Consider the following 25,229-nt stretch of genomic DNA (forward strand, 5'->3'; position numbering starts at 1 on the left):
CCGGGGGCGCCCCGTGACCAACATCCCGGAGACGGGCCGGACCCAGCGGGTCCAGATCCGCCTCATCGTCATCCAGGTCCTCGTCTTCTCCCTGCTGCTCACCCTCGGCGGCCGCCTCTGGTACCTCCAGATCCGCAACGGCCAGGAGTACTCCGACGAGGCGAAGAACAACCACGTCCAGCAGGTCGTCCAGCCCGCGGCGCGCGGCTCCATCCTCGACGCCCGCGGCGTACCCCTCGCCGACAACGAGACCCGCCTCGTCGTCTCCGCCAGCCGCACCGAGCTGCTGAAGATGGACGACGACGGCAAGGGCGTGCTGACCCGGCTCGCCGGCGTGCTCGACATGAAGCCCAAGGACGTCCTCGACAAGGTCCGGCTCTGCGACGCCAAGACCCCGCAGCCCTGCTGGAACGGTTCGCCCTACCAGCCGATCCCGGTCACCGACGAGGCCACCACCCAGCAGGCGCTCCAGATCCGCGAACGCGCGGAGGACTTCCCCGGCATCACCGCCGAGCCCACCGCCGTCCGCCGCTACGCCGCCCCGGGCAAGGCCAACACCGCCCAGGTCCTCGGCTATCTCTCACCCGTCACCGACGACGAGATCACCAAGGCCCAGGACAGCGACTCGCCCTACCTCCGCTCCGACCAGGTCGGCCGCTCCGGACTGGAGCGCACCTACGACAAGGAGCTGCGCGGCAAGGCGGGCGTCACCCGCTACGAGGTCGACAACCTCGGCCGAGTCATCGGCCAGGCCAAGAACGACGAGGCGGAGGCCGGCGCCAGCGTCGTCACCTCCATCGACGCCCGCGTCCAGGCCGTCGCCGAGTACGAACTCAACCAGGCCATGAAGGTCGCCCGCACCGAGTTCGACAACAACACCGGGGAGAACTACAAGGCCGACTCCGGCGCCGTCGTCGTCATGGAGGCCAAGACCGGCCGCGTCGTCTCCATGGCCTCGCTGCCCAACTACGACCCCAACGCCTGGGTCGGCGGCATCTCCGGCAAGGACTACGCCAAGCTGACGGGCAAGAACTCGAACTTCCCGCTGCTGAACCGTGCCATCCAGGGCCAGGCAGCACCCGGCTCCATCTTCAAGGTCATCTCCTCCACCGCCGCGGTCAACGCCGGTTACCCCTTCGACGGCAACTACCCCTGCCCCAGCTCGTACTCCATCGGCGGCCAGACCTTCAAGAACTTCGAGTCCCAGGGCTACGGCAGCATCACCATCGGCCGCGCCCTCGAAGTCTCCTGCGACACCGTGTACTACGGCCTCGCGCACAAGGAATGGCAGAAGGACGGCGGCAACAGCCCCAAGAAGAACCCCAACGACTGGTTCTACAAGACCGCCCACCAGTTCGGCCTCGGCAAGGAGACCGGCATCGACCTCCCCAACGAGGTCAGCGGCCGCGTCCCCGACCGCGAGTGGAAGAAGAACTTCGCCAAGGCCAACCACGACGCCTGGTGCAAGCAGGGCAAGAAGGACGGCACGTACGTCGAGAAGATCGCGTACGAGAACTGCCTCGAAGGCGACAAGATGCGCGCCGGTGACTCCGTCAACTACTCGATCGGCCAGGGCGACACCCTCGTCACCCCGATCCAGATGGCGACCATCTACGCCGCCATCTCCAACGGCGGCACCCTCTACGACCCCACCGTCGGCAAGGCGATCGTCAGCGGCGACGGCAAGACGGTCCAGGAGATCGAGCCGAAGTCGCACGGCAAGCTCCCCTTCACCAAGAAGACGCGCAACGAAATAGACGAAGCCCTCGCGGGTGTCGCGACCCGCGGCTCCGCCGCCTGGCGATTCGGCGGCTGGCCGCAGGACAAGATCCCGATGCACGCCAAGACGGGCACGGCCGAGGTCTACGGCAAGCAGACGACCTCCTGGTTCGCCACGTACACCAAGGACTACTCGATCGTCATGACGATCTCCCAGGGCGGTACGGGTTCCGGAGCCTCGGGACCCGCCGTCCGCAACATCTACAACGCCCTCTACGGCCTCGACGCCTCGGGCAAGCAGGACCTCAAGAAGGCCCTGCTGCCGACCCCGCAGAAGTCCCTGCCGAAGATCCAGACGGACGGCACCATCGACGCCCCGAAGATCAAGCCGTACGACCCGAACTCGCAGAAGCCGGCGACCGAGCAGACGCTCGCCGCCGTCCTGGGGAGGCGCGACTGATGGCCGGCTTCTCCGTCCAGCGGTACGCCCCCGAGCGCTCCACCTGGGGCAGGCTCACCGCCCGCGACTCCGTCGTGCGCCGTCTCGACTGGCCCCTGCTCGGCTCCGCGATCGCGCTCTCGTTCATCGGCTCGCTGCTCGTCTGGTCGGCGACCCGGGGACGCGACTCGCTCACCCACGGCGACCCGTACTACTTCCTCCTGCGCCACGCCCTCAACACGGGCATCGGCTTCGCCCTGATGATCGGGACGATCTGGCTCGGCCACCGGACCCTGCGCGGCGCCGTGCCGATCCTGTACGGCCTGTCCGTCGTCCTCGTGATGGCGGTCCTCACCCCCCTCGGCACCACCGTCAACGGCGCCCACGCCTGGATCCTCCTTCCCGGCGGCTTCTCCCTGCAGCCCTCCGAGTTCACCAAGATCACCATCATCCTCGGCATGGCGATGCTGCTCGCCGCCCGCGTCGACGCGGGCGACCAGCTGCACCCCGACCACCGGACCGTCGCCAAGGCCCTGGGCCTGGCGGCGCTCCCGATGGCGGTCGTCATGGGAATGCCGGACCTCGGGTCCGTGATGGTGATGGTCATCATCGTGCTCGGCGTACTGCTGGCCTCCGGGGCGTCGAACCGCTGGGTCTTCGGCATCCTCGGCGCGGGCGTCGCCGGAGCCGTCGCCATCTGGCAGCTCGGACTGCTCGACGACTACCAGATCGCCCGGTTCGCCGCCTTCGCCAACCCGGCGCTCGACCCGGCCGGCGTCGGCTACAACACCAACCAGGCCCGTATCGCGATCGGCTCGGGCGGCCTCTCCGGCACCGGCCTCTTCCAGGGCACCCAGACCACCGGTCAGTTCGTCCCCGAGCAGCAGACCGACTTCGTCTTCACCGTCGCCGGTGAGGAACTCGGCTTCCTCGGCGCCGGACTGATCCTGGTCCTGCTCGGCATCGTCCTGTGGCGCGCCTGCCGCATCGCCCGCGAGACCACCGAGCTCTACGGCACGATCGTCGCCGCCGGAATCATCGCCTGGTTCGCCTTCCAGGCCTTCGAGAACATCGGCATGACGCTCGGCATCATGCCGGTCGCCGGACTGCCCCTGCCGTTCGTCTCCTACGGAGGCTCCTCGATGTTCGCCGTCTGGGTGGCCATCGGACTGCTCCAGTCGATCAGGGTGCAGCGGCCGATAACGGCCTGAGCCGTGAGGGGCCCACTGCCCATCCGCCTCCATCACGTCTAGATTCGATGCATGGCGGACTCGAAGCGCGAGATCGAGCGGAAGTACGAAGCCACCGACGCCACCCGGCTGCCCGACCTGAGCCGGGTGGCCGGGGTCGCGGCCGTCGACCACCACGGTGTCAGCGAACTCGACGCCGTGTACTACGACACCGAGGACCTCCGGCTCGCCGCCGACAGCCTCACCCTGCGCCGCCGCACCGGCGGCGGCGACGCCGGCTGGCATCTCAAGTTCCCGGTCGCCTCCGGCATCCGCGACGAGATCAGGGCCCCGCTCTCCGACACCCTGCCCCCGGACCTGGCCGGCCTCGTACGCTCCCGGGTCCGCGACACCGCCCTCGTCCCCGTGGTCCGGCTCCGCTCCGCCCGCGACGTCCACCTGCTCAACGGCCCGGACGGCGAACCGCTCGCCGAACTCAGCGTCGACGCGGTCCGGGCCGAGCGGCTGCACGGCGGGAGCCGCTCCACCGCCTGGACCGAGATCGAGGTCGAGCTCGCCGACGACGGCGACCCCGCCTTCCTCGACGCCGTCGAACGGCACCTGCGCAAGGCCGGGATACGGCCCTCCGCGTCCCCCTCCAAACTCTCCCGGGCCCTGGCCGACACGTCGCCGAAGAAGACGTCCTCCAAGAAGACGTCCCCGAAGAAGAAGCGCCAACGGGAGCCCGCCCCGACCCCGCACACCGCGGGCGACCACGTCCTCTCCTACGTTCGCCGCCAGATCACCGCGATCGTCGCCCTCGACCCGGCCGTGCGCCGGGGACTGCCCGACTCCGTGCACCGGATGCGGGTCGCCACCCGCAGGCTCCGCAGCGCGCTCCGCACACACCGCAAGGTCCTCGACCGCGCGGTCACCGACCCCGTAGGCGCCGAGCTGAAGTGGCTCGCGGCGGAGCTCGGCGTCGACCGCGACCAGGAGGTCCTGGACGCCCGCCTGCGCACCCGGCTCGACGACCTGCCCCGCACCCTGGTCCTCGGCCCGGTCCGCGCCCGGCTGCGGATCTGGTCCACGGCCCGCCGCAGCGGCTCCCGCCGCCGTACCGTCGCCGTACTGGACGGCGCCCGCTACCTCGCGTTGCTGCACACCCTGGACGCGCTCCTCGCCGACCCGCCGCTGCTGCCCGCGGCCGCAGGCCCGCCCGGCAAGGCGCTCGCCCGCGCCGCGCACAAGGACCACAAGCGCCTCGCCACCCGCCTCGCCCACGCCCTGGAACACCCCCCGGGCCCGGACCGCGACCTCGCCCTGCACGACGCCCGCAAGGCGGCGAAACGCGCACGGTACGCGGCGGAGGCGGCCCGGCCCGCCCTCGGGAAGCCCGCGAAGAAGGCCGTCAAGCGGCTGAAGGCGGTCCAGAGCGTCCTCGGCGACCACCAGGACAGCGTGGTCGCACGCGACGCCCTGCGCACCCTCGCCGTCCAGGCCCACGCGGCGGGGGAGTCCTCGTTCACCTGGGGACTGCTGTACGGACAGGAGGAGGAGACGGCCGCGGCACGCGAGCGGGAACTGCCGCAGGTGTGGGCCCGGGCATCCCGGGCGGAGATCCGGGCGGCGTCCGGACGCTGAACAGCGCGGTACGCTGGATGGTCACCCCTGCCAGCTCTCGAAAGTTCGCGATGTCTGTCGATTCGGTCTTCCCACAGCTCGAAGCTCTGCTCCCGCATGTGCAGAAGCCCATCCAGTACGTCGGCGGTGAGCTGAACTCCACCGTCAAACCGTGGGACGAATGCGACGTCCGCTGGGCCCTCATGTACCCCGACGCGTACGAGGTCGGCCTCCCCAACCAGGGCGTCATGATCCTTTACGAGGTGCTCAACGAGCGCGAGGGCGTCCTCGCGGAGCGCACCTACAGCGTCTGGCCGGACCTCGAAGCGCTGATGCGCGAGCACAAGGTGCCGCAGTTCACCGTGGACGGCCACCGCCCGGTCAAGGCGTTCGACGTCTTCGGGCTGAGCTTCTCCACCGAGCTCGGCTACACCAACATGCTCACCGCCCTGGACCTGGCCGGCATCCCGCTGTCCGCCAAGGACCGCGGCCTCGACGACCCGATCGTGCTCGCGGGCGGCCACGCCGCGTTCAACCCCGAGCCGATCGCGGAGTTCATCGACTGCGCGGTCATCGGCGACGGCGAACAGGCCGTCCTGGAGATCACCGAGATCATCCGCGCCTGGAAGGCCGAGGGCCGCCCCGGCGGCCGCGAGGAGGTGCTCTTCCGCCTCGCGAGGACCGGTGGCGTCTACGTCCCCGGCTTCTACGACGTCGAGTACCTCCCGGACGGCCGTATCGGCCGCATGGTGCCGAACAAGTCGGGCGTGCCGTGGCGGGTGTCCAAGCACACGGTCATGGACCTGGACGAGTGGCCCTACCCCAAGCAGCCCCTCGTACCGCTCGCCGAGACGGTGCACGAGCGGATGTCCGTGGAGATCTTCCGCGGCTGCACCCGCGGCTGCCGTTTCTGCCAGGCCGGCATGATCACGCGCCCCGTGCGGGAGCGAAGCATCACCGGCATCGGCGACATGGTGGAGAAGGGCCTCAAGGCGACGGGCTTCGAGGAGGTGGGCCTGCTCTCGCTGTCCTCCGCGGACCACACCGAGATCGGTGACATCGCCAAGGGCCTCGCCGACCGCTACACCGAGGACAAGATCGGCCTCTCTCTGCCCTCCACCCGCGTCGACGCGTTCAACGTGGACCTGGCCAACGAGCTGACCCGCAACGGGCGCCGGTCCGGCCTCACCTTCGCCCCCGAGGGCGGCTCCGAGCGCATGCGCAAGGTCATCAACAAGATGGTCTCGGAGGAGGACCTCATCCGGACCGTCGCCACCGCGTACGGCAACGGCTGGCGTCAGGTGAAGCTGTACTTCATGTGCGGTCTGCCCACCGAGACCGACGAGGACGTGCTGCAGATCGGCGACATGGCGGTCAACGTCATCGCCAAGGGCCGCGAGGTCTCCGGGCAGAACGACATCCGCTGCACCGTTTCCATCGGCGGCTTCGTCCCCAAGCCGCACACCCCGTTCCAGTGGGCCCCGCAGCTCAGCGCCGAGGAGACCGACGCGCGGCTGACCAAGCTCCGCGACAAGATCCGCGGCGACAAGAAGTACGGCCGCTCGATCGGCTTCCGCTACCACGACGGCAAGCCCGGCATCGTCGAGGGCCTGCTCTCCCGCGGCGACCGCCGGGTCGGCTCCGTCATCCGGGCCGTCTACGAGGCCGGCGGCCGCTTCGACGGCTGGCGCGAGTACTTCAGCTACGACCTGTGGATGAAGAGCGCCGAGAAGACGCTGCCCGACTTCGGCGTGGACGTCGACTGGTACACCACCCGCGAGCGGACGTACGAGGAGGTCCTGCCCTGGGACCACCTGGACTCCGGCCTCGACAAGGACTGGCTCTGGGAGGACTGGCAGGACTCGCTCGACGAGACCGAGGTCGAGGACTGCCGCTGGACGCCGTGCTTCGACTGTGGGGTGTGTCCTCAGCTCGACCTCGACATTCAGATCGGTCCGACAGGCAAGAAACTCCTGCCGTTGACGGTCGTGAAGTAGTTCCGCCGACGGTCGTGAAGCAGATCCGCCGGTAGGACACGGCCCGGCTTCTGCCGGTGACATCTCGGTGACGAAGGCCCGGATCGGGAAACCCCCGACCGGGCCTTCGCGTCATGAGGTGCATGGAATACGGAAAGCACCAGGCGCCCGCCCGGTACGAGAGCGGTGAGGGCTGTCTGAGCACGCTCGTCAGGATTCCGGTGCGGATCGTCGTCCTCGTCCTGGTCCTGCCGGTGCGGATGGTCTGGGACGTCCTGGTCGCGGGCGCTCGTGCTGCCGACCGGATTCTGCTGCGCCCGCTGGGGCGGGCGCTGGTGTGGCTCTTCGAGGTGCTGGTCGCGATCCCCGCCCGTTGGCTGTACGTGCGGGTACTGACCCCGCTGGGGCACGGGCTGCGGTGGCTGGCGGTGGCGCTGCTGGTGTGGCCGTGGGTCGCGCTGTGGCGGTACGTGGTGGTGCCGGTGGCGCGCTACGGGATCGCGGTGCCGCTCGTCCGGCTGTACGAGCAGGTCCTCACCCCGGCCGGGCGCGGGCTGCGGTGGATGTGGCGGGCGCTTCTGCACCCGGCCGGACGGGGCATCGCCACCGCCGTGAAGTGGTTGCTCACCGCCGTGCTCGTCATGCCGGCGGTCCTCCTGTGGCGCTACGTCCTGAAGCCCGCCGGGTCGGCCGCCGCCTGGCTGGTGGAGCACCTGATCGTGCTGCCGTCGGCATGGGCGTACCGGCAGCTGCTCACTCCGCTGGGCCATGGCATCGCCTGGCTGCTCGATCTGCTGGTCCGGGGCGTCGGGGCGGGGTTCCGGGGGCTGGGGGTCGCCGTCCGTTGGCTGGTCATGGTGCTTCTCGTCGGCCCGGTGGTCTGGGCGTACCGGCGGATCCTGGCCCCTGTCGGCCGGGAGATCGCCGCCGCGTTCGGGGTGGCCTGGCGGATTGCCGGATTCATCTCGCGGGCCGTGGGGCGGGCACTGGCCTGGCTGGCGTGGCACCTGGTCGGGGCGCCGGTGCGCTGGGCCTACCGCACGGTGTGCACCCCGGTCGGACACTTCCTGCGGGACGCCGTGCTGGCTCCCGCCGGACGCGCCGCCCGCGCGGTGGGCCGGACGGCCCGGCAGACGCTGCGCACGGCACGCGAGACCGTCCGGCAGGCCCGGCGCGACGCATGGCGGGCCCTGGTCGGCGGGCCGCGCGAACCCGAGCCCCGGGAACCGGGAAGCCTGTCTGCGCGTACTCTGGGTAGTACAACGACTGTGCCCAGCGCGGCGCCCGAACCAGAGATCTCCCTGCGGAAAGAGAAAACCGTTCAGCAGGGGTGAGCCGGACCGGACACCCCGGGGCCACCCGTATTTCGAGGGCGGCGTTCCACCGCGTCCGCTCCGCACCGAGGAGAAGAACCACTGGGCAAGCGACAGCCCGAAGGCCCGCCGCCCGCACCGGCAGTGCAGCGCATCCGACTGCGCTACACCAAGCGCGGCCGCCTCCGGTTCACCAGTCACCGAGACTTCCAGCGTGCCTTCGAGCGGGCGCTGCGCCGCTCCGAGGTGCCCATGGCCTACTCGGCGGGCTTCACCCCGCACCCCAAGGTCTCGTACGCCAACGCCGCACCCACCGGCACGGGCAGCGAGGCCGAGTTCCTGGAGATCGCCCTCACCGAGGCCCGTGATCCGGGCACGCTGCGCGAGCTGCTCAACGACTCGCTTCCGGACGGTCTCGACATCACCGACGCGGTCGAGGCCCGCACCTCGGGTCTCGCCGACCGGCTCACCGCCTCCATCTGGGAGATGCGGCTGAACGGGGTCGCCGTCGAGGAGGCCGAGAAGGCCGTCGCCGCGTTCAACGCGGCGGAGAGCGTCGAGGTCGAACGCCGCACGAAGAACGGCATCCGGAGCTTCGACGCCCGGTCGGCGGTCGTCGACCTGCAGGCTCTTGATCATCAGCCTGATAGGCCCGGGGACAAGGCCTGTGCGATACTGCGGCTGGTTGTTCGGCACGTGACACCTGCCGTTCGGCCTGACGACGTCCTGTCCGGTCTCCGCGTTGTGGCCGACCTGGCGCCGCCGGTCCCCGCAGCGGTGACCAGGCTGGCGCAGGGGCTCTTCGACGAGGAGTCCGGCACGGTGACCGACCCGCTCGCGCCTGACCGCGAGGCAGCCCCGGCCGCTCCATCCACGGCCGCCGGGACCACCGCCGCGACAGCGCCCGAGGGTGCAGGTTCCGCGTAAGGCGGTCGTTGTAGCGCAGCCCTCGGACTCGGGAGCCACCTGGGCCGGGCCGCGCGCTGACCCATAAGACTTTCGCCAGGCCGTGCGCACACCGTGTACGGAACCGGCGAGCCAGACATTCAGTTCCCGTGCGGCGCCCGCGCCCCGGACGGCGGTACCGCGTATCTCACGCGGACCGTGCCGGACCGGAATCAGGCGCGGCGCCCGGGAGCCCGACGGGAGAACCGCCCGCATGCCTCAGCCCACCGAACCCGGCACGACCGGGAACGCAGAAGACAACAACACCCCCGGGGACAAGCTGCCGCCGCGCCGCAGGCGCCGCGCGGCCTCCCGCCCGGCGGGCCCGCCGACGGCGGGCGCCCAGGCCGGAGCCGAGGCGTCGGCCATACCGGCCGTTGACGCCGGAGTGTCGGAAACCAGCACCGAGAACACCGCCGAGGCCGCGCCGCCCGTCCGGGCGCGCCGCCGGGCCGTCCGTAAGGCGACCGCCCCTGCCGGAGCGCCGCAGGCCGCCGAGGTCGTCGAGCCGGTCGCCGCGGTCGCGGCGCCGGTCGAGGAGGAAGCCGTGGAGCCGGTCGAGGCGCCGCGTGCGCGTCGTCGCGCGTCCCGCAAGGCGACCGCCCCGGCGGGTGCGCCGCAGGCCGCCGAGGCCGTGGAGGTCGTGGAGCCGGTCGTCGCGGCTGCCGAGCCGGCCGAGGAAGAGGCCGTGGAGCCGGCGCCGCGTGCGCGTCGTCGCGCCGTCCGTAAGGCGACCGCCCCCGCCGGTGCGCCGCAGGCCGCCGAGGTGGCCGAGATCGTCGAGGAGGCCGTGGCGGCCGAGGCCGCCGAGCCCGTCGCCGAGGCGCCGCGTGGCCGTACCCGGCGCAGGGCCTCGGCCCCCGCCGGTGCCCCGCAGGCCGCCCGGACCGAGGCCGTCGCCGAGCCGGCGCAGCAGGCCGAGGCCCCCGCGACGCCCGAGGTCACCGAGGCGCCCGAGTCCGCGGAGCCCGTCGAGGCCCCGCGCGGCCGCCGGCGTGCGTCCCGCAAGGCGACCTCTCCCGCGGGTGCCCCGCCGGTCACGGAGGCCGCCGAGGAGCGCACCGAGACCCGGACGGGCGAGAGCCTGCCCGAGGCAGTCGTCGAGGAGCTGGCCGCCGAGACCGCCGAGGTCGAGGAGGCCGCCCCGCGCGGCCGTCAGCGCCGCCGGGCCACCGCCGCCGCGGGCCGGCCCGAGTTCACCGGCAAGGTCGAGGAGCCCGCGCGCAAGAGCCGCCGCGCGACGCGCCCCGCCGTCGCCGTGTTCCAGGCGCCGGTCTTCGCCGAGCCGATGTTCCAGACCCCGGAGACCGCGGCCGCCGCGGCGGCCGCCGCCGGTCCGGCCTCGCACGACGAGGAGCCCGAGGAAGAGATCGTCACGGCGGAGGAGCAGGCCGCTCCCGCTGAGCAGACCGCTCCCGCCGAGGCTGCGCCGCAGGGCGGTTCGCGCCGTCGTCGCCGTCGCCGCGGTGAGGCAGCCGAGGCCGAGCCCGCCGCGCCCGCCCCTGCCGCCGCCGCTCCGGTCCAGGAGCAGGACGAGGACGAGCAGGAGCACGAGCCTTCGGGCGAGAGCGACGCCGAGCAGGACGGGGACGAGACCGACGAGTACGGCGACCGCCCGTCGCGCCGTCGCCGTCGCGGTGGCCGTCGCCGCCGTCGCGGTGAGTCCGCCGAGGACGACGCCGCCGAGCAGCACGCGGACGAGACCGCCGAGCGTTCCGACGACGAGCAGGAGCACGCTCAGGAGTCCGAGGACGAGGGCGACGACGAGCAGGACGACCACGACTCCGGTGCTTCGGGGTCGAGCAGCAGCCGTCGGCGCCGGCGCCGTCGTCGCCGCAGCGGTGACTCCTCGTCCGACGCCGAGAACGGCACGGACGACCCGGAGCGCACGGTCGTCAAGGTCCGTGAGCCGCGCAAGAAGGAAGAGCGCGAGCCCGGCACCGGCTTCGACGAGGTCCAGTCCATCAAGGGCTCGACCCGTATGGAGGCCAAGAAGCAGCGCCGCCGCGAAGGCCGCGAGCAGGGCCGCCGTCGGGTGCCGATCATCACCGAGGCGGAGTTCCTCGCCCGTCGCGAGGCCGTCGAGCGCGTCATGGTCGTGCGCCAGAGCGGTGAGCGCACCCAGATCGGTGTCCTCGAGGACAACGTGCTCGTCGAGCACTACGTCAACAAGGAGCAGGCCACCAGTTACGTCGGCAACGTCTACCTGGGCAAGGTCCAGAACGTCCTGCCGTCGATGGAGGCCGCCTTCGTCGACATCGGCAAGGGCCGCAACGCCGTCCTGTACGCCGGTGAGGTCAACTTCGAGGCGCTCGGCATGGCCCACGGGCCGCGCCGGATCGAGACCGCGCTCAAGTCCGGCCAGTCCGTCCTCGTCCAGGTGACGAAGGACCCGATCGGTCACAAGGGCGCCCGGCTGACCAGCCAGGTCTCGCTGCCCGGCCGTTACCTGGTCTACGTGCCCGAGGGCTCGATGACCGGGATCAGCCGCAAGCTGCCCGACACCGAGCGTGCCCGGCTCAAGACCATCCTCAAGAAGATCGTCCCCGAGGACGCGGGCGTCATCGTCCGTACCGCCGCGGAGGGTGCGAGCGAGGACGAGCTGCGCCGTGACGTGGAGCGGCTGCAGCAGCAGTGGGAGGACATCCAGAAGAAGTCGAAGAGCAGCGGCAGCTCCAACGCGCCGACGCTGCTCTACGGCGAGCCGGACATGACCGTCCGGGTCGTCCGCGACATCTTCAACGAGGACTTCTCCAAGGTCATCGTGAGCGGTGACGACGCGTGGGAGACGATCTACGGTTACGTCTCGCACGTGGCGCCCGATCTGACGGACCGGTTGTCGCGGTGGACCTCCGAGGTCGACATCTTCGCGACGTACCGGATCGACGAGCAGCTCATGAAGGCGCTGGACCGCAAGGTCTACCTGCCGAGCGGTGGCTCGCTGGTGATCGACAAGACCGAGGCGATGGTCGTCGTCGACGTCAACACCGGCAAGTTCACCGGCCAGGGCGGCAACCTGGAGGAGACCGTCACCAAGAACAACCTGGAGGCGGCCGAGGAGATCGTGCGTCAGCTGCGGCTGCGCGACCTCGGTGGCATCGTCGTCGTCGACTTCATCGACATGGTGCTGGAGTCCAACCGGGATCTGGTGCTGCGGCGTCTGCTGGAGTGCCTGGGACGCGACCGTACGAAGCACCAGGTCGCCGAGGTCACTTCGCTGGGCCTGGTCCAGATGACCCGTAAGCGGGTCGGCCAGGGTCTGCTGGAGTCCTTCTCCGAGACCTGTGTCCACTGCAACGGGCGCGGCGTGATCGTGCACATGGAGCAGCCCACCTCGGTGGGTGGCGGCGGCAACGGCAAGCGTGCCAAGAAGCGCCGTGGCGGTTCGGGCCAGGAGCACGATCACGACCACGACCACGAGCACGTCTCCGAAACGGACGCCGACGTCGAGACCGAGGCCGAGGTGGCCGCCGAGGTGGCGGCTCCGCTGGCGCTGCCCGAGCCGGAGTTCGTCCCGGACGAGGAGCTGTACAGCAGCCCGGCCGAGGCCGAGGCGGCAGCAGGGCGCGGCCGTGGCCGTCGCCGGGCGACGCGTAAGGCGACGGCCCCGGCCGGTGCCCCGCGGTCCGCGTCCGCTCCGGCCCCGGTGGCCGAGCCGGTCGTGGCACCGGAGCCCGTGGTGGAGCCGGAGCCGGTCGTGGCACCGGAGCCGGTTGCCGAGACCCCGGTCGCCGAGGTTCCGGCCGAGGCGCCGCAGGGCCGTACGCGGCGCCGGGCGACCCGTAAGGCGACCGCCCCGGCGGGTTCGCCCGCTGCGGCCGCCGAGCCGGTCGTGGTTCCCGTGGCCGAGGAGCCGGTGTCCGACGCCGACCCGGTGGCCGCGGAGGACCCGGTCGTCGAGGCGCCGCACGTCGAGGCCCCTGCCGAGGAGCCGGCCGCGCCGCCGCGTGCCCGGCGCCGGGCGACCCGTAAGGCCACCGCGCCCGCGGGTTCCCCCGCGGGTGCCGAGGAAGCCGAGGTCGTCGTGGTGACGGCCGCCGAGCCGGAGTCCGCCGCCGAGGCGGAGGCCGAACCGGCGCCGGCCAAGAAGGCGGTCCGCAAGACCGCGAAGAAGGTCACGGCCAAGAAGGCGGCCGTGAAGAAGACGGCGGCCAAGAAGACCGTCGCCAAGAAGACGACGGCCAAGAAGGCGGCGGCGAAGAAGACGGTGGCGGCCGAGCAGTCGTCGTCCTCCGTCACGGCTTCGGCCGACGAGGTCTGACCTCTTCGCACCGCGCGTTGACGCAGTCGGGCCGGTCCCTCCACGGGGCCGGCCCTACTGCGTTCCGGCGCCTGTCGCCCGCGCCCGCACAAGGCGCTCACCCGCAAGGAGAACCCTCATGATCGGCATGATTCTGGCGGCCGGCGCAGGCCGCCGTCTGCGTCCCTATACCGACACGCTTCCCAAGGCCCTGGTGCCGGTCGGCCCCGAAGGTGACGAGGAGAGCCTGACCGTCGTCGACCTGACCCTGGGCAACTTCGCCGAGGTCGGTCTGACCGAGGTCGCGATCATCGTGGGCTACCGCAAGGAAGCCCTGTACGCGCGCAAGGCCGCACTCGAAGCGAAGTACGGCGTCACGCTCACGCTGATCGACAACGACAAGGCCGAGGAGTGGAACAACGCCTACTCCCTCTGGTGCGGCCGGGAGGCGCTCAAGGACGGCGTGATCCTCGCCAACGGCGACACCGTGCACCCCGTCTCCGTCGAGAAGACGCTGCTCGCCGCACGCGGCGAGGGCAAGAAGATCATCCTCGCCCTGGACACGGTCAAGCAGCTGGCCGACGAGGAGATGAAGGTCGTCGTCGACCCGGACACGGGTGTGCGGCGCATCACCAAGCTGATGGACCCGGCCGGGGCCACCGGCGAGTACATCGGCGTCACCCTCATCGAGGCGGAGGCCGCCGAGGAGCTCGCGGACGCGCTGAGGACGACGTATCTGCGTGACCCGGACCTGTACTACGAGGACGGCTACCAGGAGCTCGTCAACCGCGGCTTCACCATCGACGTGGAGCCGATCGGCGACGTCATGTGGGTCGAGATCGACAACCACGAGGACCTGGCCAAGGGCAGGAAGATCGCGTGCCAGTACTGACCCGGCTGATCCCCGCGCCGGTCGTCGTCGACATCCGGGCCGGCGCTCTGGCCGATCTGGCGACCGTCCTCGCGGATCAGCGGATCTCCGGCTCGGGCAAGCTGGCGATCGCGATCAGCGGGGGGTCCGGCCAGGCGCTGCGGGAGCGGCTCTCGGACAGCCTGCCGGGCGCCTCCTGGTTCGAGGTGGGCGGCGGCACGCTGGACGATGCCGTCAAGCTCGCGGAGGCCATGAAGTCCGGCCGCTACGACGCCGTCGTCGGCCTCGGCGGCGGCAAGATCATCGACTGCGCCAAGTTCGCCGCGGCGCGCGTCGGGCTGCCCCTGGTCGCCGTGGCGACGAACCTGTCCCACGACGGCCTGTGCTCACCGGTGGCCACGCTGGACAACGACGCGGGCCGCGGCTCGTACGGTGTCCCGAACCCGATCGCCGTCGTCATCGACCTCGACATCATCCGTGAGGCGCCGGACCGGTACGTGCGGTCCGGGATCGGTGACGCGCTCTCGAACATCTCCGCGGTGGCGGACTGGGAGCTCGCCCACCAGGTCAACGGCGAGGACATGGACGGACTGGCCGCAGCGATGGCCCGGCAGGCCGGAGAGGCCGTGCTGCGCCACCCCGGGGCCCTCGGGGACGACGGCTTCCTCCAGGTGCTGGCCGAGGGGCTGGTGCTGACCGGCATCTCGATGTCGGTGGCGGGGGACAGCCGTCCCGCCTCCGGCGCGTGTCACGAGATCAACCACGCCTTCGATCTGCTCTTCCCCAGGCGTGCGGCGAGCCACGGTGAGCAGTGCGGTCTGGGCGCTGCGTTCGCGATGCACCTGCGCGGAGCGCACCAGGAGTCCGTACGGATGGCCGAGACGCTGCGGCGCCACGGTCTGCCGGTCACCGCGGAGGAGATCGGGTTCAGCGCGGACGAGTTCGTCTCGGTGGTCGGCTACGCACCCCGGACCAGACCGGGCCGCTACACGATCCTGGAGCACCTGGACCTGTCCCCGGACGGGATCCGGGACGCCTACGCCGACTACGTCAGAGCCGCCGGGGCCTGACCCCGGGCCCGGGAACGGAGCCCGGTTTGACCGGGCTGTGCAGGGCCCCGTAATCTTGACCGTCGGCGTTTGTTTCGCCACACCTCTGAGCACCCACCTCCCGCTCGTTCGGGAGAGGCCGCTCGTCCAATCCGGATCATCGCGGGTCTCCGGACCCGTGTGAGTGGCTGGCTTCAGAGGTTTCCGCTTCGAGTGAGAGTGAGATCCGCGTGTACGCCATCGTGCGCAGCGGTGGTCGCCAGCACAAGGTTGCTGTCGGCGACATCGTTGAGGTTGACAAGATTTCCACCGCCAAGGTTGGCGACACGGTAGAGCTCTCTACCCTGCTCGTTGTCGACGGCGACGCCGTGACCAGCGACCCGTGGGTGCTGGACGGCATCAAGGTCCAGGCCGAGGTTGTGGACCACCACAAGGGCGCGAAGATCGACATCCTTCGCTACAAGAACAAGACCGGCTACCGCCGTCGCCAGGGTCACCGCCAGCAGTACACGGCGATCAAGGTCACCGGTATCCCCGCGGCTGCGAAGTAAGGGACTGAGAACACATGGCACACAAGAAGGGCGCATCGTCCACCCGGAACGGGCGCGATTCCAATGCTCAGCGGCTCGGCGTGAAGCGCTTCGGCGGTCAGGCCGTCAACGCCGGTGAGATCCTGGTCCGCCAGCGCGGCACCCACTTCCACCCGGGCACGGGCGTCGGCCGTGGCGGCGACGACACGCTGTTCGCCCTCGCCGCCGGTGCGGTCGAGTTCGGCACGCACCGTGGCCGCAAGGTCGTGAACATCGTTCCGATCGCCGGCTGATTTTCGGCGCTCGTCGAGCGGTATGACGTGGAGGCGGACCTCACTTCCTGTTACGGGAAGTGGGTCCGCCTTTCGCGTGTTGCTCCTAGAGGGGCACGAGCTTTCGCGGTTGCCCCTGCCCGGAGCACGGGCGAGATATTTCTGCACGTATGTAACTGGAGGTTCCAACCATGACCACCTTCGTGGACCGCATCGAGCTGCATGCCGCCGCGGGTAACGGGGGCCACGGCTGCGCCTCCGTTCACCGTGAGAAGTTCAAGCCGCTCGGCGGTCCGGACGGCGGCAACGGCGGCCGTGGCGGTGATGTGACCCTGATCGTCGATCAGGCCGTCACCACACTCCTCGACTACCACCACCACCCCCACCGCAAGGCCACCAACGGCCAGCCCGGTGCCGGTGACAACCGCACCGGCAAGGAGGGCCAGGACCTGATCCTGCCCGTGCCGGACGGCACCGTCGTGCTCGACAAGGACGGCAACGTGCTCGCCGACCTGGTCGGCCAGGGCACCATGTTCGTCGCCGGCCAGGGCGGCCGCGGCGGCCTCGGCAACGGCGCGCTGGCCTCCGCCCGGCGCAAGGCCCCCGGCTTCGCGCTGCTCGGTGAGCCCGGTGAGAGCCGGGACATCGTCCTGGAGCTCAAGACCGTCGCCGACGTGGCTCTGGTGGGCTACCCGAGCGCCGGCAAGTCCTCGCTGATCTCGGTCCTGTCGGCCGCCAAGCCGAAGATCGCCGACTACCCGTTCACGACCCTCGTCCCGAACCTGGGCGTGGTCACCGCGGGCAGCACCGTCTACACCATCGCCGACGTACCGGGCCTGATCCCGGGCGCCAGCCAGGGCAAGGGCCTCGGCCTGGAGTTCCTGCGTCACGTCGAGCGCTGCTCGGTGCTCGTGCACGTGCTGGACACGGCGACGCTGGAGTCCGACCGTGACCCGCTCTCCGACCTCGACATGATCGAGGAGGAGCTGAAGCTTTACGGGGGTCTGGAGGACCGGCCCCGCATCGTCGTCCTCAACAAGATCGACATCCCGGACGGCCAGGACCTCGCGGAGATGATCCGCCCGGACCTGGAGGCCCGCGGCTACCGCGTCTTCGAGGTGTCGGCGGTCGCCCGTACCGGCCTCAAGGAGCTCTCCTTCGCGCTGGCCGGTGTCATCGCCGAGGCGCGTGCCGCCAAGCCGGTGGAGGAGGCGACCCGTATCGTCATCCGCCCCAAGGCGGTCGACGACGCCGGGTTCACCGTGGTGCTGGAGGACGACGGCATCTACCGGGTGCGCGGCGAGAAGCCGGAGCGCTGGGTGCGCCAGACCGACTTCAACAACGACGAGGCCGTCGGCTACCTCGCCGACCGGCTGAACCGGCTCGGTGTCGAGGACGCGCTGCGCAAGGCCGGTGCCCGGGCGGGCGACGGCGTGGCCATCGGTGCCGAGGACAACGCCGTGGTCTTCGACTGGGAGCCGACGGTGACCGCCGGTGCGGAGATGCTCGGCCGCCGTGGCGAGGACCACCGTCTGGAGGAGCCGCGTCCGGCCGCTCAGCGCCGTCGCGACCGTGAGGAAGAGCGCGACGAGGTCAGCAAGGAGTACCAGGAGTTCGACCCGTTCGCGTAGGGCTCGGGGCTTCCTGAAAGCCGGGCACGGCCGGATCATCCGGCCGTGCCCGGCTTCTTTGCGGGGACGCGCTACTCGTGTTCGCCGGCGAGTTCCTTCGCCTTCTCCAGCATGCGGTCCACCACCCGGCCCGAGGCGTGGCCGTCGTCCAGGTCGCAGAAGAGCCGGTGGAACCGCTCGTAGCGTTCCTGGTGCGCGGACGCCACCTCGTCGATGGTGCGGATCGCGCCGATCAGCTCCTCGGACGTGCTGATCAGCGGGCCGGGTGCGTCGTTCTCGAAGTCGAAGTAGAAGCCGCGCAGCTGGTCCCGGTAGTGCTCCAGGTCGTAGGTGAAGAAGAGCATCGGCCGCCTGAGGTGCGCGTAGTCGAACATCACGGACGAGTAGTCCGTGATCAGGATGTCGGCGGCGAGGTAGAGATCGGCGATGTCCGGGTACTCGGACACGTCGAAGACGAATCCGTTCCCTGCCCCGGGGATGCTGTCCACCACGTTGGAATGGCGACGGATCAGCAGGACGTGATCGTCACCGAGACGCTCCCGCGCCTGCTCGGTGTCCAGGCGCAGATCGAACTTGAACTGCCCCTGCCGGTGTGCCAGGTCATCGCGCCAGGTGGGGGCGTAGAGCACGACCTTCTTGCCGTCCGGCAACCCGATGCGTGCCCTGATCTCCTTGGCCCGTGCCGGGAGGTCGGGTGCGTAGAGGTAGTCGTTGCGGGGATAGCCGGTCTCGACGATCTCGCCCGCATACCCCATGGCGCGCTTGAGGATCGGGGTGCTGAACCGGTTGGAGGACACCAGCATGTTCCAGCTGCGGGACTCCTGCTGGAGCTGGGCGTGGTACTGCGGATTGAACTTCGGCGCGTCGATGTCCAGGCCGATCTTCTTCAGCATGGTGCCGTGCCAGGTCTGGACGATGACCTGCCCCGGCCGGCGCTCGATCCAGTGGGGGAGATGGGCGTTGGTCACGATGTACCGGCAGCGGGCCAGCGCGTCGTACCACTCGGTTCCCCAGAAGCGGACCTTCTCGGCGGTGGGCGGCAGGTCCACCTGTCCGTCCCTGACCAGCCACAGGTGCTGGACATCCGCGTCGCGCCGGAGCAGTTCCTCGTGGATGGCGCGCGGGCTGTCGGAGTACTGCTTGCCGTTGTAGCTGATGTAGAGCACGGCGTCGCGCAGCGGCTTCTTCCGGCCGGCCTCGTAGACCTCGCTGTGCAGCTTGTCCTGCCGGTAGCGGCCGCGTTCGAGGATGGTCAGGTCGGAGGGGCACTGCAGCTGGGGGAAGTCGTACCAGCGGGATTCGAAGTGGTACTCCCGGCCCGCGTGTTCGCCGGAGACCGGGAAGGCGGGCACGGCGAGCCGGTCGATGACGAAGGGGACGTCCGGGCTGCCGTCCCCGGGCCGCAGGTAGAAGTTCCACCGGCCGCTCTTCAGCGGGCGGGGGCCGTTGGGGCCCGGCATGGCCGAGGGGGTGAACCGGGCGACGAACGTGCCGTCCGGGAGGACCTGCAGCGGCACGGTCTTCTCGTCGAAGAAGTCACGGGCCCTGATGACGAAGGAGGGCTCGCTCAGATCGGCCGGTGTGGAGCCGTGGACGGTGTACTCGCCTTCGGACATCCGCACCGCGGTCATCCTGGCCTGGACCGGGCGTCCGGAGAACTTCAGATAGCCGTTGCTTCCCGCGATCAGCGCGAGCTCGTTCCGGTCGGCGGCCTCGGCGAGGGTGGCGGGGAGCCGGATCTGGCGGTCGGCGAGCCCGTCACGGACCACGGTGCCGAAGCGGCGTTCCGTCCCGTCGGGGGTGGTGGCGACGAGCTCGGTGCTCCAGTTGCGCCGCGAGGCCAGGGCCGGATTGGCTCCCTCCGTGGCGGCTCCCTCGTCGGCCATGTCCTGGTGCTCGGGCAGCAGCGCCACATCCTTGAGCGGCACCAGGACCCGGAAGGAGGCGCGGCCGTCCGGACCGGGCGTCAGGACGGTGGGGTAGGCGATGACCTCCCCGCTCTTGCGGTTGGAGACCTCCAGGCTCACCGACTCGTCCGCCGTCAGCGGTACGCGGATCTCGCCCTCGATCTCCACATCCCCGTCCACGGCACGGTGATCGGTGATCAGGGCGCGTACCCGCTCGACACGCAGCTTCAGGGCACCCGTGGCGGTGATGGGGAGCAGCCGGAAGTCATCGTCCAGCCACTGGTAGGGCGCGTGGTTGGCCGCACCCGCTCCGCTCGCGTGCACGGCACGCTTGCGGACCAGTCCGGCGGAGGCGATGCCCAGGCCGACGTGCCAGGTGCCCTCCACCCACTGGCCGCCCTTGCGGAGCTTCGCGGGGTCGAACAGCAGCTCCCAGCCCGCCCAGTCGTAGTTGTTCTCCTTACGGGAGGACAGCGCGGTGCACTCCGGGCTGTAGACGTTGTGCAGGGGCAGCACCGTACGCCGTCGCGATCCGTGCTTCTTGAGCGCCAGCACCTTGACGGCGCTGTGCTTCGTCGACTGGTCGATCCGGTCGATCCAGGCGTGGCCGGACAGACGCAGCTTGCCGTTCTCCCAGCCGGCCGTCTGGAGCGGGGCACGAGGCGTGAGGTCGGGGTCGATCCGTCGCGCTCGTTTGGGTATCAGGCCGGCACTGTGGTCCAGTGCGGAGAAGCTCGCGTACTTCCGGAGCCGTCCCTCGATCTCGATCGGGTCGCCGCGCCGCTCGGAGTTGATCAGCTCGACCAGTTCGGTCATGGCGTGCTTGCGCACCAGCAGCCATTTGACCCGCTGGGTGGCGGTCAGTTCCATGACCACCTGCGGATCCACCTGGTTGAGGAACTGGTTGATGACGCGCAGGAACTCGGCGCGGAACTCCTCGTCCCCGTCGGGAAGCACGTTGAGGAAGATCCGCAGATCGCCCTTGAGGACGGTGCGGTCGTACTCGCGCTTCAGCGACGCGGCCTCCTCGCCGGGCTGACTGCCGAAGAAGCGGCTCACCGACTCCACCGCGGCCGATCGGTCGCGTACGGCCTTCGGCTCGGTCCTGCGCTGGGTGATGGACGGGGTGCCCTCGCCCTCGCGCAGCCGCCAGTAGTACGTGGGCGTGCTGATGATGTCGACGGCCTCGGCCAGGAACTGGGCGGGCACGATGACCGGCACGTCCTCGTAGAGCACCCCTTCGGGGAAGGCCAGCCTGTGCTTCTCCCAGAACGAGCGCCGGAAGACCTTGTTGCAGGCGATCTTGTCGTTGAGCAGCTTCCTGTTCACGGACACATGGGTCCGCTGGACGGCGCCGCCGGCGAGGATGCGGTGCATCGGGGACTGCCACACCTTGGTCCGGTTGATGTGCAGCACGTTGCCCGTGATGAAGTCCGAGCCGCTCTCGTCCAGGCTCGCCAGCATGAGGCGGTAGGCGTCCGGCGGAATCATGTCGTCGCTGTCGACGAACGCGAGGAACTCGCTCTCGGGTGCGAGCAGCCCGAGCCCCGTGTTCCGTGCGGCACCGAGGCCGGCGTTCTCCTTGGTGATCAGCCGGAACCGCGGGTCGCGGGCCTCGTACGCGGCCGCGATGGCGGCCGAATTGTCGGGGGACCCGTCATTCACCATGATGACTTCGAGGTCCTTGAGCGTCTGTGCGGCCAGCGAGTCCAGGCAGGCGGGCAGATACTGCTCGACGCTGTAGATCGGCACGATGACGCTGAGACGAGGGGCCATAGCTGCGGTTTCCTTTCGGGTCAGACCCGCTCGAACAGCTCGAGCGCCTGGGCCGGGGTGGGTGCCGTCCCGCGGTCGGCGAGCGGTACGACGGGGAGGAGGGTCTTCTCGCCCAGGAAGACTCTGCGGACGACACGCTCCGAGGCCCGGCCGTCGTCGAAGTCGCAGTAGCGCTCACGGAACGCGCTGCGCAGGGCGGCGGACGCCGGGCTCTGCCACTCGCCGGACCGGAGGATCTCGGTGAGCTGTGCCTGGCTGGTGGCGACGGCGCCGGGGGGCTCGGCCATCAGATCGAAGTAGCTGCCCCGGACGACTCGGTAGGTGTCCCAGTCGTCGGCGAAGATCACGATCGGCCGGTCGAGGTTGGCGTAGTCGAACATCGCCGACGAGTAGTCGGTGATCAGGGCGTCGGCCGCGAGGTAGAGCTGTTCCACGCTCCGGTGGTCGGAGACGTCGATCACGCGGCCGCTGGCCTGGAGTTCGGCGAGCCGGCCGGAGGCCCGGTAGAAGTAGTGGCCCCGCACGAGCAGCGTGACGTCGGGGCCGAGGTCCTCCGCCAGTTCCTCCAGGTCGATCCGCGGGGTGAACTCCCTCTGGTACTCGCGGTGGGTCGGCATGTACAGGAAGACCTTGGAGCCGTCCGCCGCACCGATGTCGCGACGGGCTCGCGCGACCTCCTGCGCTCCGGCGTTGACCAGCACGTCGTTGCGCGGGTAGCCGGTCTCCAGTGAGGTGTACGAGCACGGATACACCCGCTCCCACACCGAGGTGGAGAAGTTGTTGGACGAAAGGCTGTAGTCCCAGCGGTCGCACCGCCGCAGCAGGTCCTCCATCCTCATGCTCGTGGAGGCGGGGTAGTTGGCCTGGTCGAGCCCCATCGTCTTCAGCGGGGTGCCGTGGTGGGTCTGCAGGTGGATCTGGCCGGTGCGCTTGACCAGCGAGTCCGCGAAGTTCACGTTGTTGACGAAGTACTTGCCGCGGGCCAGCACCGTCCAGTACTCGCGGGAGCCGACGACGGCCACCTCGACGCCCTCGGGCACCCGGCTCACGTGCTCCGCGCGTACCGCCCAGACCCGGCGGATGTGCGGGGCCAGCCGGGCCAGCTCGGCATCGATGGCCGCGGGGCTGCACGCGTAGCCCCGGCTCCAGTAGGCGGAGAAGACCGCGAGGTTCTCGTCGACCGGCAGCCGCAGCTGGGACCGGTAGTGCAACTGCATCGCGGCCCGCTTGGCCCGGTTGACGCGCTCGCCGGTGCGCGCCCGTGTCCGGTGGCGCACCCGGTTCGCCCGGGTGACACCCGTGAGGGCCAGATACGAATCCCGCCCGAGCAGCGCGTACTTGTACCCGCGGCCACCGCCCGGACGCTCGAATCCCGCGGGCAGCCGGCGCCTGTAGTCGGCGGCCGCCCGGTGGAAGAACTCGGAGCGCGCATTCTCGGGGAGGCGGCCCGGCTTTTCCAGCACGGTGAGATAGTGGTCGACCATTTTGCCGAAAAGTGCGGGGCGCCAGGAGTCGTGTTCCGGGTGCTCGTCCAGATAGGCGAATACGCGGTCGTACTGGGTGAATACGTCAAAATGCTTGCGGCTGACCGTGCGCAGGATATTTCCCCCTGCGCGCCGCTGCCGGTAGAGCACGCAGGTGCGGTCGAGCACCGCGATGCGTTCCGCGGCGACCAGGGTGGTGTAGGTCCAGGGCGCGTCCTCGTAGAACCCGGACGGGAACCGGAACCCGTGTGACTCGACGAAATCGCGGCGGTAGGCCTTGTTCCAGACGATCTGCAGGAGGTCGAGCAACTCGGGCCGCCGGGACAGGGGGAAGACCGCGGGCTCGCTGTGGGCGAGGAGATCGGCCCGCCGGTTGGGCAGCAGCCGGCCGTCCCAGTAGCTGCGCATGTAGTCGTAGATCAGGATCTCGGGGTCGTCCGTCACGGCGAGGCGCTCGGCGATGGCGCTCAGCGAACCGGGCGTCAGCGTGTCGTCGCTGTCGAGGAAGATCAGGTAGTCGCCGGCAGCCTGCTCGATTCCGGCATTGCGAGCGTGTCCCAGCCCCACGTTCTCGCTGAGGTGGAGGACACGGACCCGCGCGTCACGCGCCGCGTACCCGTCGAGGATGGCGCCGGAGCCGTCCGGCGAGCAGTCGTCCACGGCGATGACCTCGAAGTCGGTGAAGTCCTGTCGCAGCACGGAGTCGAGGCACTCCCGAACATACCCCTGCACGTTGTACGCAGGCACGATGAGCGTCAGTCGAGGCATCCTTCACCAGTCCAGAGATCCGTTTGCGGGGTCCGTGCGAAGGCGCCGATTCGCATTGCGGAATCATGGTGGAGCACCTGAACACCTGAACAGCGTAATTGATTGGCATCCGCCTGCCGTGGCCTTGTGTTCGGGTCCGCTTCATATCGAACGATAATACTGATCCTATTTTTTTGTCCGATTCGATTTACGTACACGTAGAGTGAACCTTTCGGCAGAACTACAGACAGAGGGAGAGACGCACGCAATGACGTGGATGGTGACGGGCGGGGCCGGATACATCGGTGCGCACGTGGTGCGGGCGATGCGCGCCGGAGGGCTGCGGGTGGTCGTGTACGACGACCTGTCGACGGGGAACGCCGGGAGCGTGCCCGACGGGGTGCCCCTGGTCACCGGCAGCGTGCTGGACCGGCGGGCGCTGGACGCGGCGATCCGTGACCACGCCGTGGCGGGTGTCGTGCACGTCGCGGGAAAGAAGCAGGTCGGCGAGTCCGTCGAGCGCCCCCTCCACTACTACCGGGAGAACGTGACGGGCCTGGAGACGCTGCTGGAGAGCATGGTCGCGGCCGGGGTCGGCCGTCTGGTGTTCTCCTCGTCGGCCGCCGTCTACGGCATGCCCGACGTCGACCTCGTCACCGAGGAGACCCCGTGTGCGCCCATGAGCCCGTACGGGGAGACCAAGCTCATCGGCGAATGGCTGATTCACGCCACCGCCCGGGCCCACGGACTGCGCTGCGCCTCGCTCCGCTACTTCAACGTCGCCGGTGCGGCCTCGCCCGAGCTTGCCGACGACGGGGTGTCCAACCTCGTCCCGATGGTCTTCGAGCGCCTTGAGACCGGCGGGAGTCCGCGGATCTTCGGCGACGACTACGCGACGCCCGACGGCACCTGCATCCGCGACTACGTCCATGTGGAGGACATCGCCTCCGCCCACCTCGCGGCCGCGCACCGGCTGGAAGGAGCCGAGCCCGGCACGGATCTCGTGCTGAACATCGGGCGCGGCGAGGGCAGCTCGGTACGCGAGATGGTCGACCGCATCCTCGCGGTGACGGGCCGCGGGGGTGTCGCCCCCGAGGTGACCGCGCGCCGCGCCGGTGACCCGGCGCGCGTGGTCGCGGGCGCGCAGCGGATCCGCGCGGAACTGGGCTGGTCGGCCCGGTACGGCATCGACGAGATGATCGAATCCGCCTGGCAGGGGTGGCGCCTCCGCCACCCGTAGGGCCGGCTGTCCCCGCAAGCCACGTGCCTGCGCGACCGGACGCCTGCGTCACGGAAACGGCGGGAACGACAGGTGCGAGCGGCGGCGCGGGCGGGTGCGGAAGAAGGCCTTGCGGAATCCATCGCATTCGCTATCGAGTTCGATATCGCTCACGCGTAGGGAGATTTTCGTGGACCGGTGCGTGCGAAAAGAAGTCGAATGGTTACGGGGTTCCGACGCTTTTCCTTCGGACGGGTCGGTAAGCGGGTCGACGGTGCTGTTTCGGCGCGGATGAGAGGCCGGATCTGACTAAGGTCAC

General features: G+C 70.2%; 15 protein-coding genes. 13 read left to right on the forward strand and 2 right to left on the reverse strand.

What is annotated here, in order from left to right:
• The first annotated feature begins 13 nt into the window (after nucleotides 1–13).
• The 12 genes from mrdA to obgE all read left to right on the forward strand — a co-directional run bounded on the left by mrdA (nucleotide 14) and on the right by obgE (nucleotide 17,777).
• Nucleotides 14–2,179, forward strand: a complete 2,166-nt coding sequence (mrdA, locus tag ACGFZA_RS16890) for a penicillin-binding protein 2 (RefSeq protein WP_385270869.1) — start codon at nucleotides 14–16, stop codon at nucleotides 2,177–2,179.
• Entirely contained in the window at nucleotides 2,179–3,369 is a 1,191-nt protein-coding gene (gene rodA / locus ACGFZA_RS16895; protein ID WP_385270867.1) for a rod shape-determining protein RodA, read from the forward strand. Before mrdA ends, rodA begins: the two co-directional genes overlap by 1 nt.
• Before the next feature lie 51 nt (nucleotides 3,370–3,420).
• Nucleotides 3,421–4,971, forward strand: a complete 1,551-nt coding sequence (locus tag ACGFZA_RS16900; RefSeq protein WP_393679857.1) for a CHAD domain-containing protein — start codon at nucleotides 3,421–3,423, stop codon at nucleotides 4,969–4,971.
• Nucleotides 4,972–5,021: 50 nt separating this feature from the next.
• Entirely contained in the window at nucleotides 5,022–6,947 is a 1,926-nt protein-coding gene (locus ACGFZA_RS16905) for a TIGR03960 family B12-binding radical SAM protein (protein ID WP_385270861.1), read from the forward strand.
• Between the two features lie 122 nt (nucleotides 6,948–7,069).
• Nucleotides 7,070–8,260: a hypothetical protein gene (locus tag ACGFZA_RS16910; protein ID WP_393679859.1), complete on the forward strand. Its 1,191-nt coding sequence runs from the start codon at nucleotides 7,070–7,072 to the stop codon at nucleotides 8,258–8,260.
• A gap of 123 nt (nucleotides 8,261–8,383) precedes the next feature.
• Nucleotides 8,384–9,166 carry a TIGR03936 family radical SAM-associated protein gene (locus tag ACGFZA_RS16915; protein WP_385270855.1) on the forward strand — a complete coding sequence of 261 codons (783 nt, stop codon included), beginning with the start codon at nucleotides 8,384–8,386 and terminating at the stop codon, nucleotides 9,164–9,166.
• Between the two features lie 232 nt (nucleotides 9,167–9,398).
• Nucleotides 9,399–13,445, forward strand: coding sequence for an Rne/Rng family ribonuclease (locus ACGFZA_RS16920; protein WP_393679861.1), 4,047 nt, complete (start codon nucleotides 9,399–9,401; stop codon nucleotides 13,443–13,445).
• Nucleotides 13,446–13,563: 118 nt separating this feature from the next.
• The gene (locus ACGFZA_RS16925) at nucleotides 13,564–14,316 is read left to right on the forward strand and encodes a sugar phosphate nucleotidyltransferase (protein WP_385270849.1); all 753 of its coding nucleotides are present in this window, start codon (nucleotides 13,564–13,566) and stop codon (nucleotides 14,314–14,316) included.
• The gene (locus ACGFZA_RS16930; RefSeq protein ID WP_385270846.1) at nucleotides 14,304–15,365 is read left to right on the forward strand and encodes an iron-containing alcohol dehydrogenase family protein; all 1,062 of its coding nucleotides are present in this window, start codon (nucleotides 14,304–14,306) and stop codon (nucleotides 15,363–15,365) included. Before ACGFZA_RS16925 ends, ACGFZA_RS16930 begins: the two co-directional genes overlap by 13 nt.
• A 209-nt stretch (nucleotides 15,366–15,574) precedes the next feature.
• Nucleotides 15,575–15,895: a 50S ribosomal protein L21 gene (gene rplU, locus ACGFZA_RS16935; protein ID WP_014045903.1), complete on the forward strand. Its 321-nt coding sequence runs from the start codon at nucleotides 15,575–15,577 to the stop codon at nucleotides 15,893–15,895.
• A 14-nt stretch (nucleotides 15,896–15,909) separates the two neighbouring features.
• Nucleotides 15,910–16,167, forward strand: a complete 258-nt coding sequence (rpmA, locus tag ACGFZA_RS16940) for a 50S ribosomal protein L27 (protein ID WP_018103204.1) — start codon at nucleotides 15,910–15,912, stop codon at nucleotides 16,165–16,167.
• A gap of 170 nt (nucleotides 16,168–16,337) precedes the next feature.
• Nucleotides 16,338–17,777 carry a GTPase ObgE gene (gene obgE, locus ACGFZA_RS16945; RefSeq protein WP_393679864.1) on the forward strand — a complete coding sequence of 480 codons (1,440 nt, stop codon included), beginning with the start codon at nucleotides 16,338–16,340 and terminating at the stop codon, nucleotides 17,775–17,777.
• 71 nt (nucleotides 17,778–17,848) lie between these two features.
• Here the strand turns inward: obgE and ACGFZA_RS16950 are convergent, their stop codons facing one another.
• Both ACGFZA_RS16950 and ACGFZA_RS16955 read right to left on the reverse strand, forming a co-directional pair.
• Complete coding sequence (locus ACGFZA_RS16950) at nucleotides 17,849–21,460, reverse strand: CDP-glycerol glycerophosphotransferase family protein (protein WP_393679866.1); 3,612 nt, start codon at nucleotides 21,458–21,460, stop codon at nucleotides 17,849–17,851.
• Between the two features lie 20 nt (nucleotides 21,461–21,480).
• Complete coding sequence (locus tag ACGFZA_RS16955) at nucleotides 21,481–23,712, reverse strand: CDP-glycerol glycerophosphotransferase family protein (RefSeq protein ID WP_393679868.1); 2,232 nt, start codon at nucleotides 23,710–23,712, stop codon at nucleotides 21,481–21,483.
• Between the two features lie 247 nt (nucleotides 23,713–23,959).
• On the opposite strand from ACGFZA_RS16955, the gene galE reads away from it, so the two are divergent.
• The gene (galE, locus tag ACGFZA_RS16960; protein ID WP_393679870.1) at nucleotides 23,960–24,931 is read left to right on the forward strand and encodes a UDP-glucose 4-epimerase GalE; all 972 of its coding nucleotides are present in this window, start codon (nucleotides 23,960–23,962) and stop codon (nucleotides 24,929–24,931) included.
• Nucleotides 24,932–25,229 lie beyond the last annotated feature (298 nt).

This window comes from Streptomyces sp. NPDC048211 (assembly GCF_043202315.1).
GTDB lineage: Bacteria > Actinomycetota > Actinomycetes > Streptomycetales > Streptomycetaceae > Streptomyces.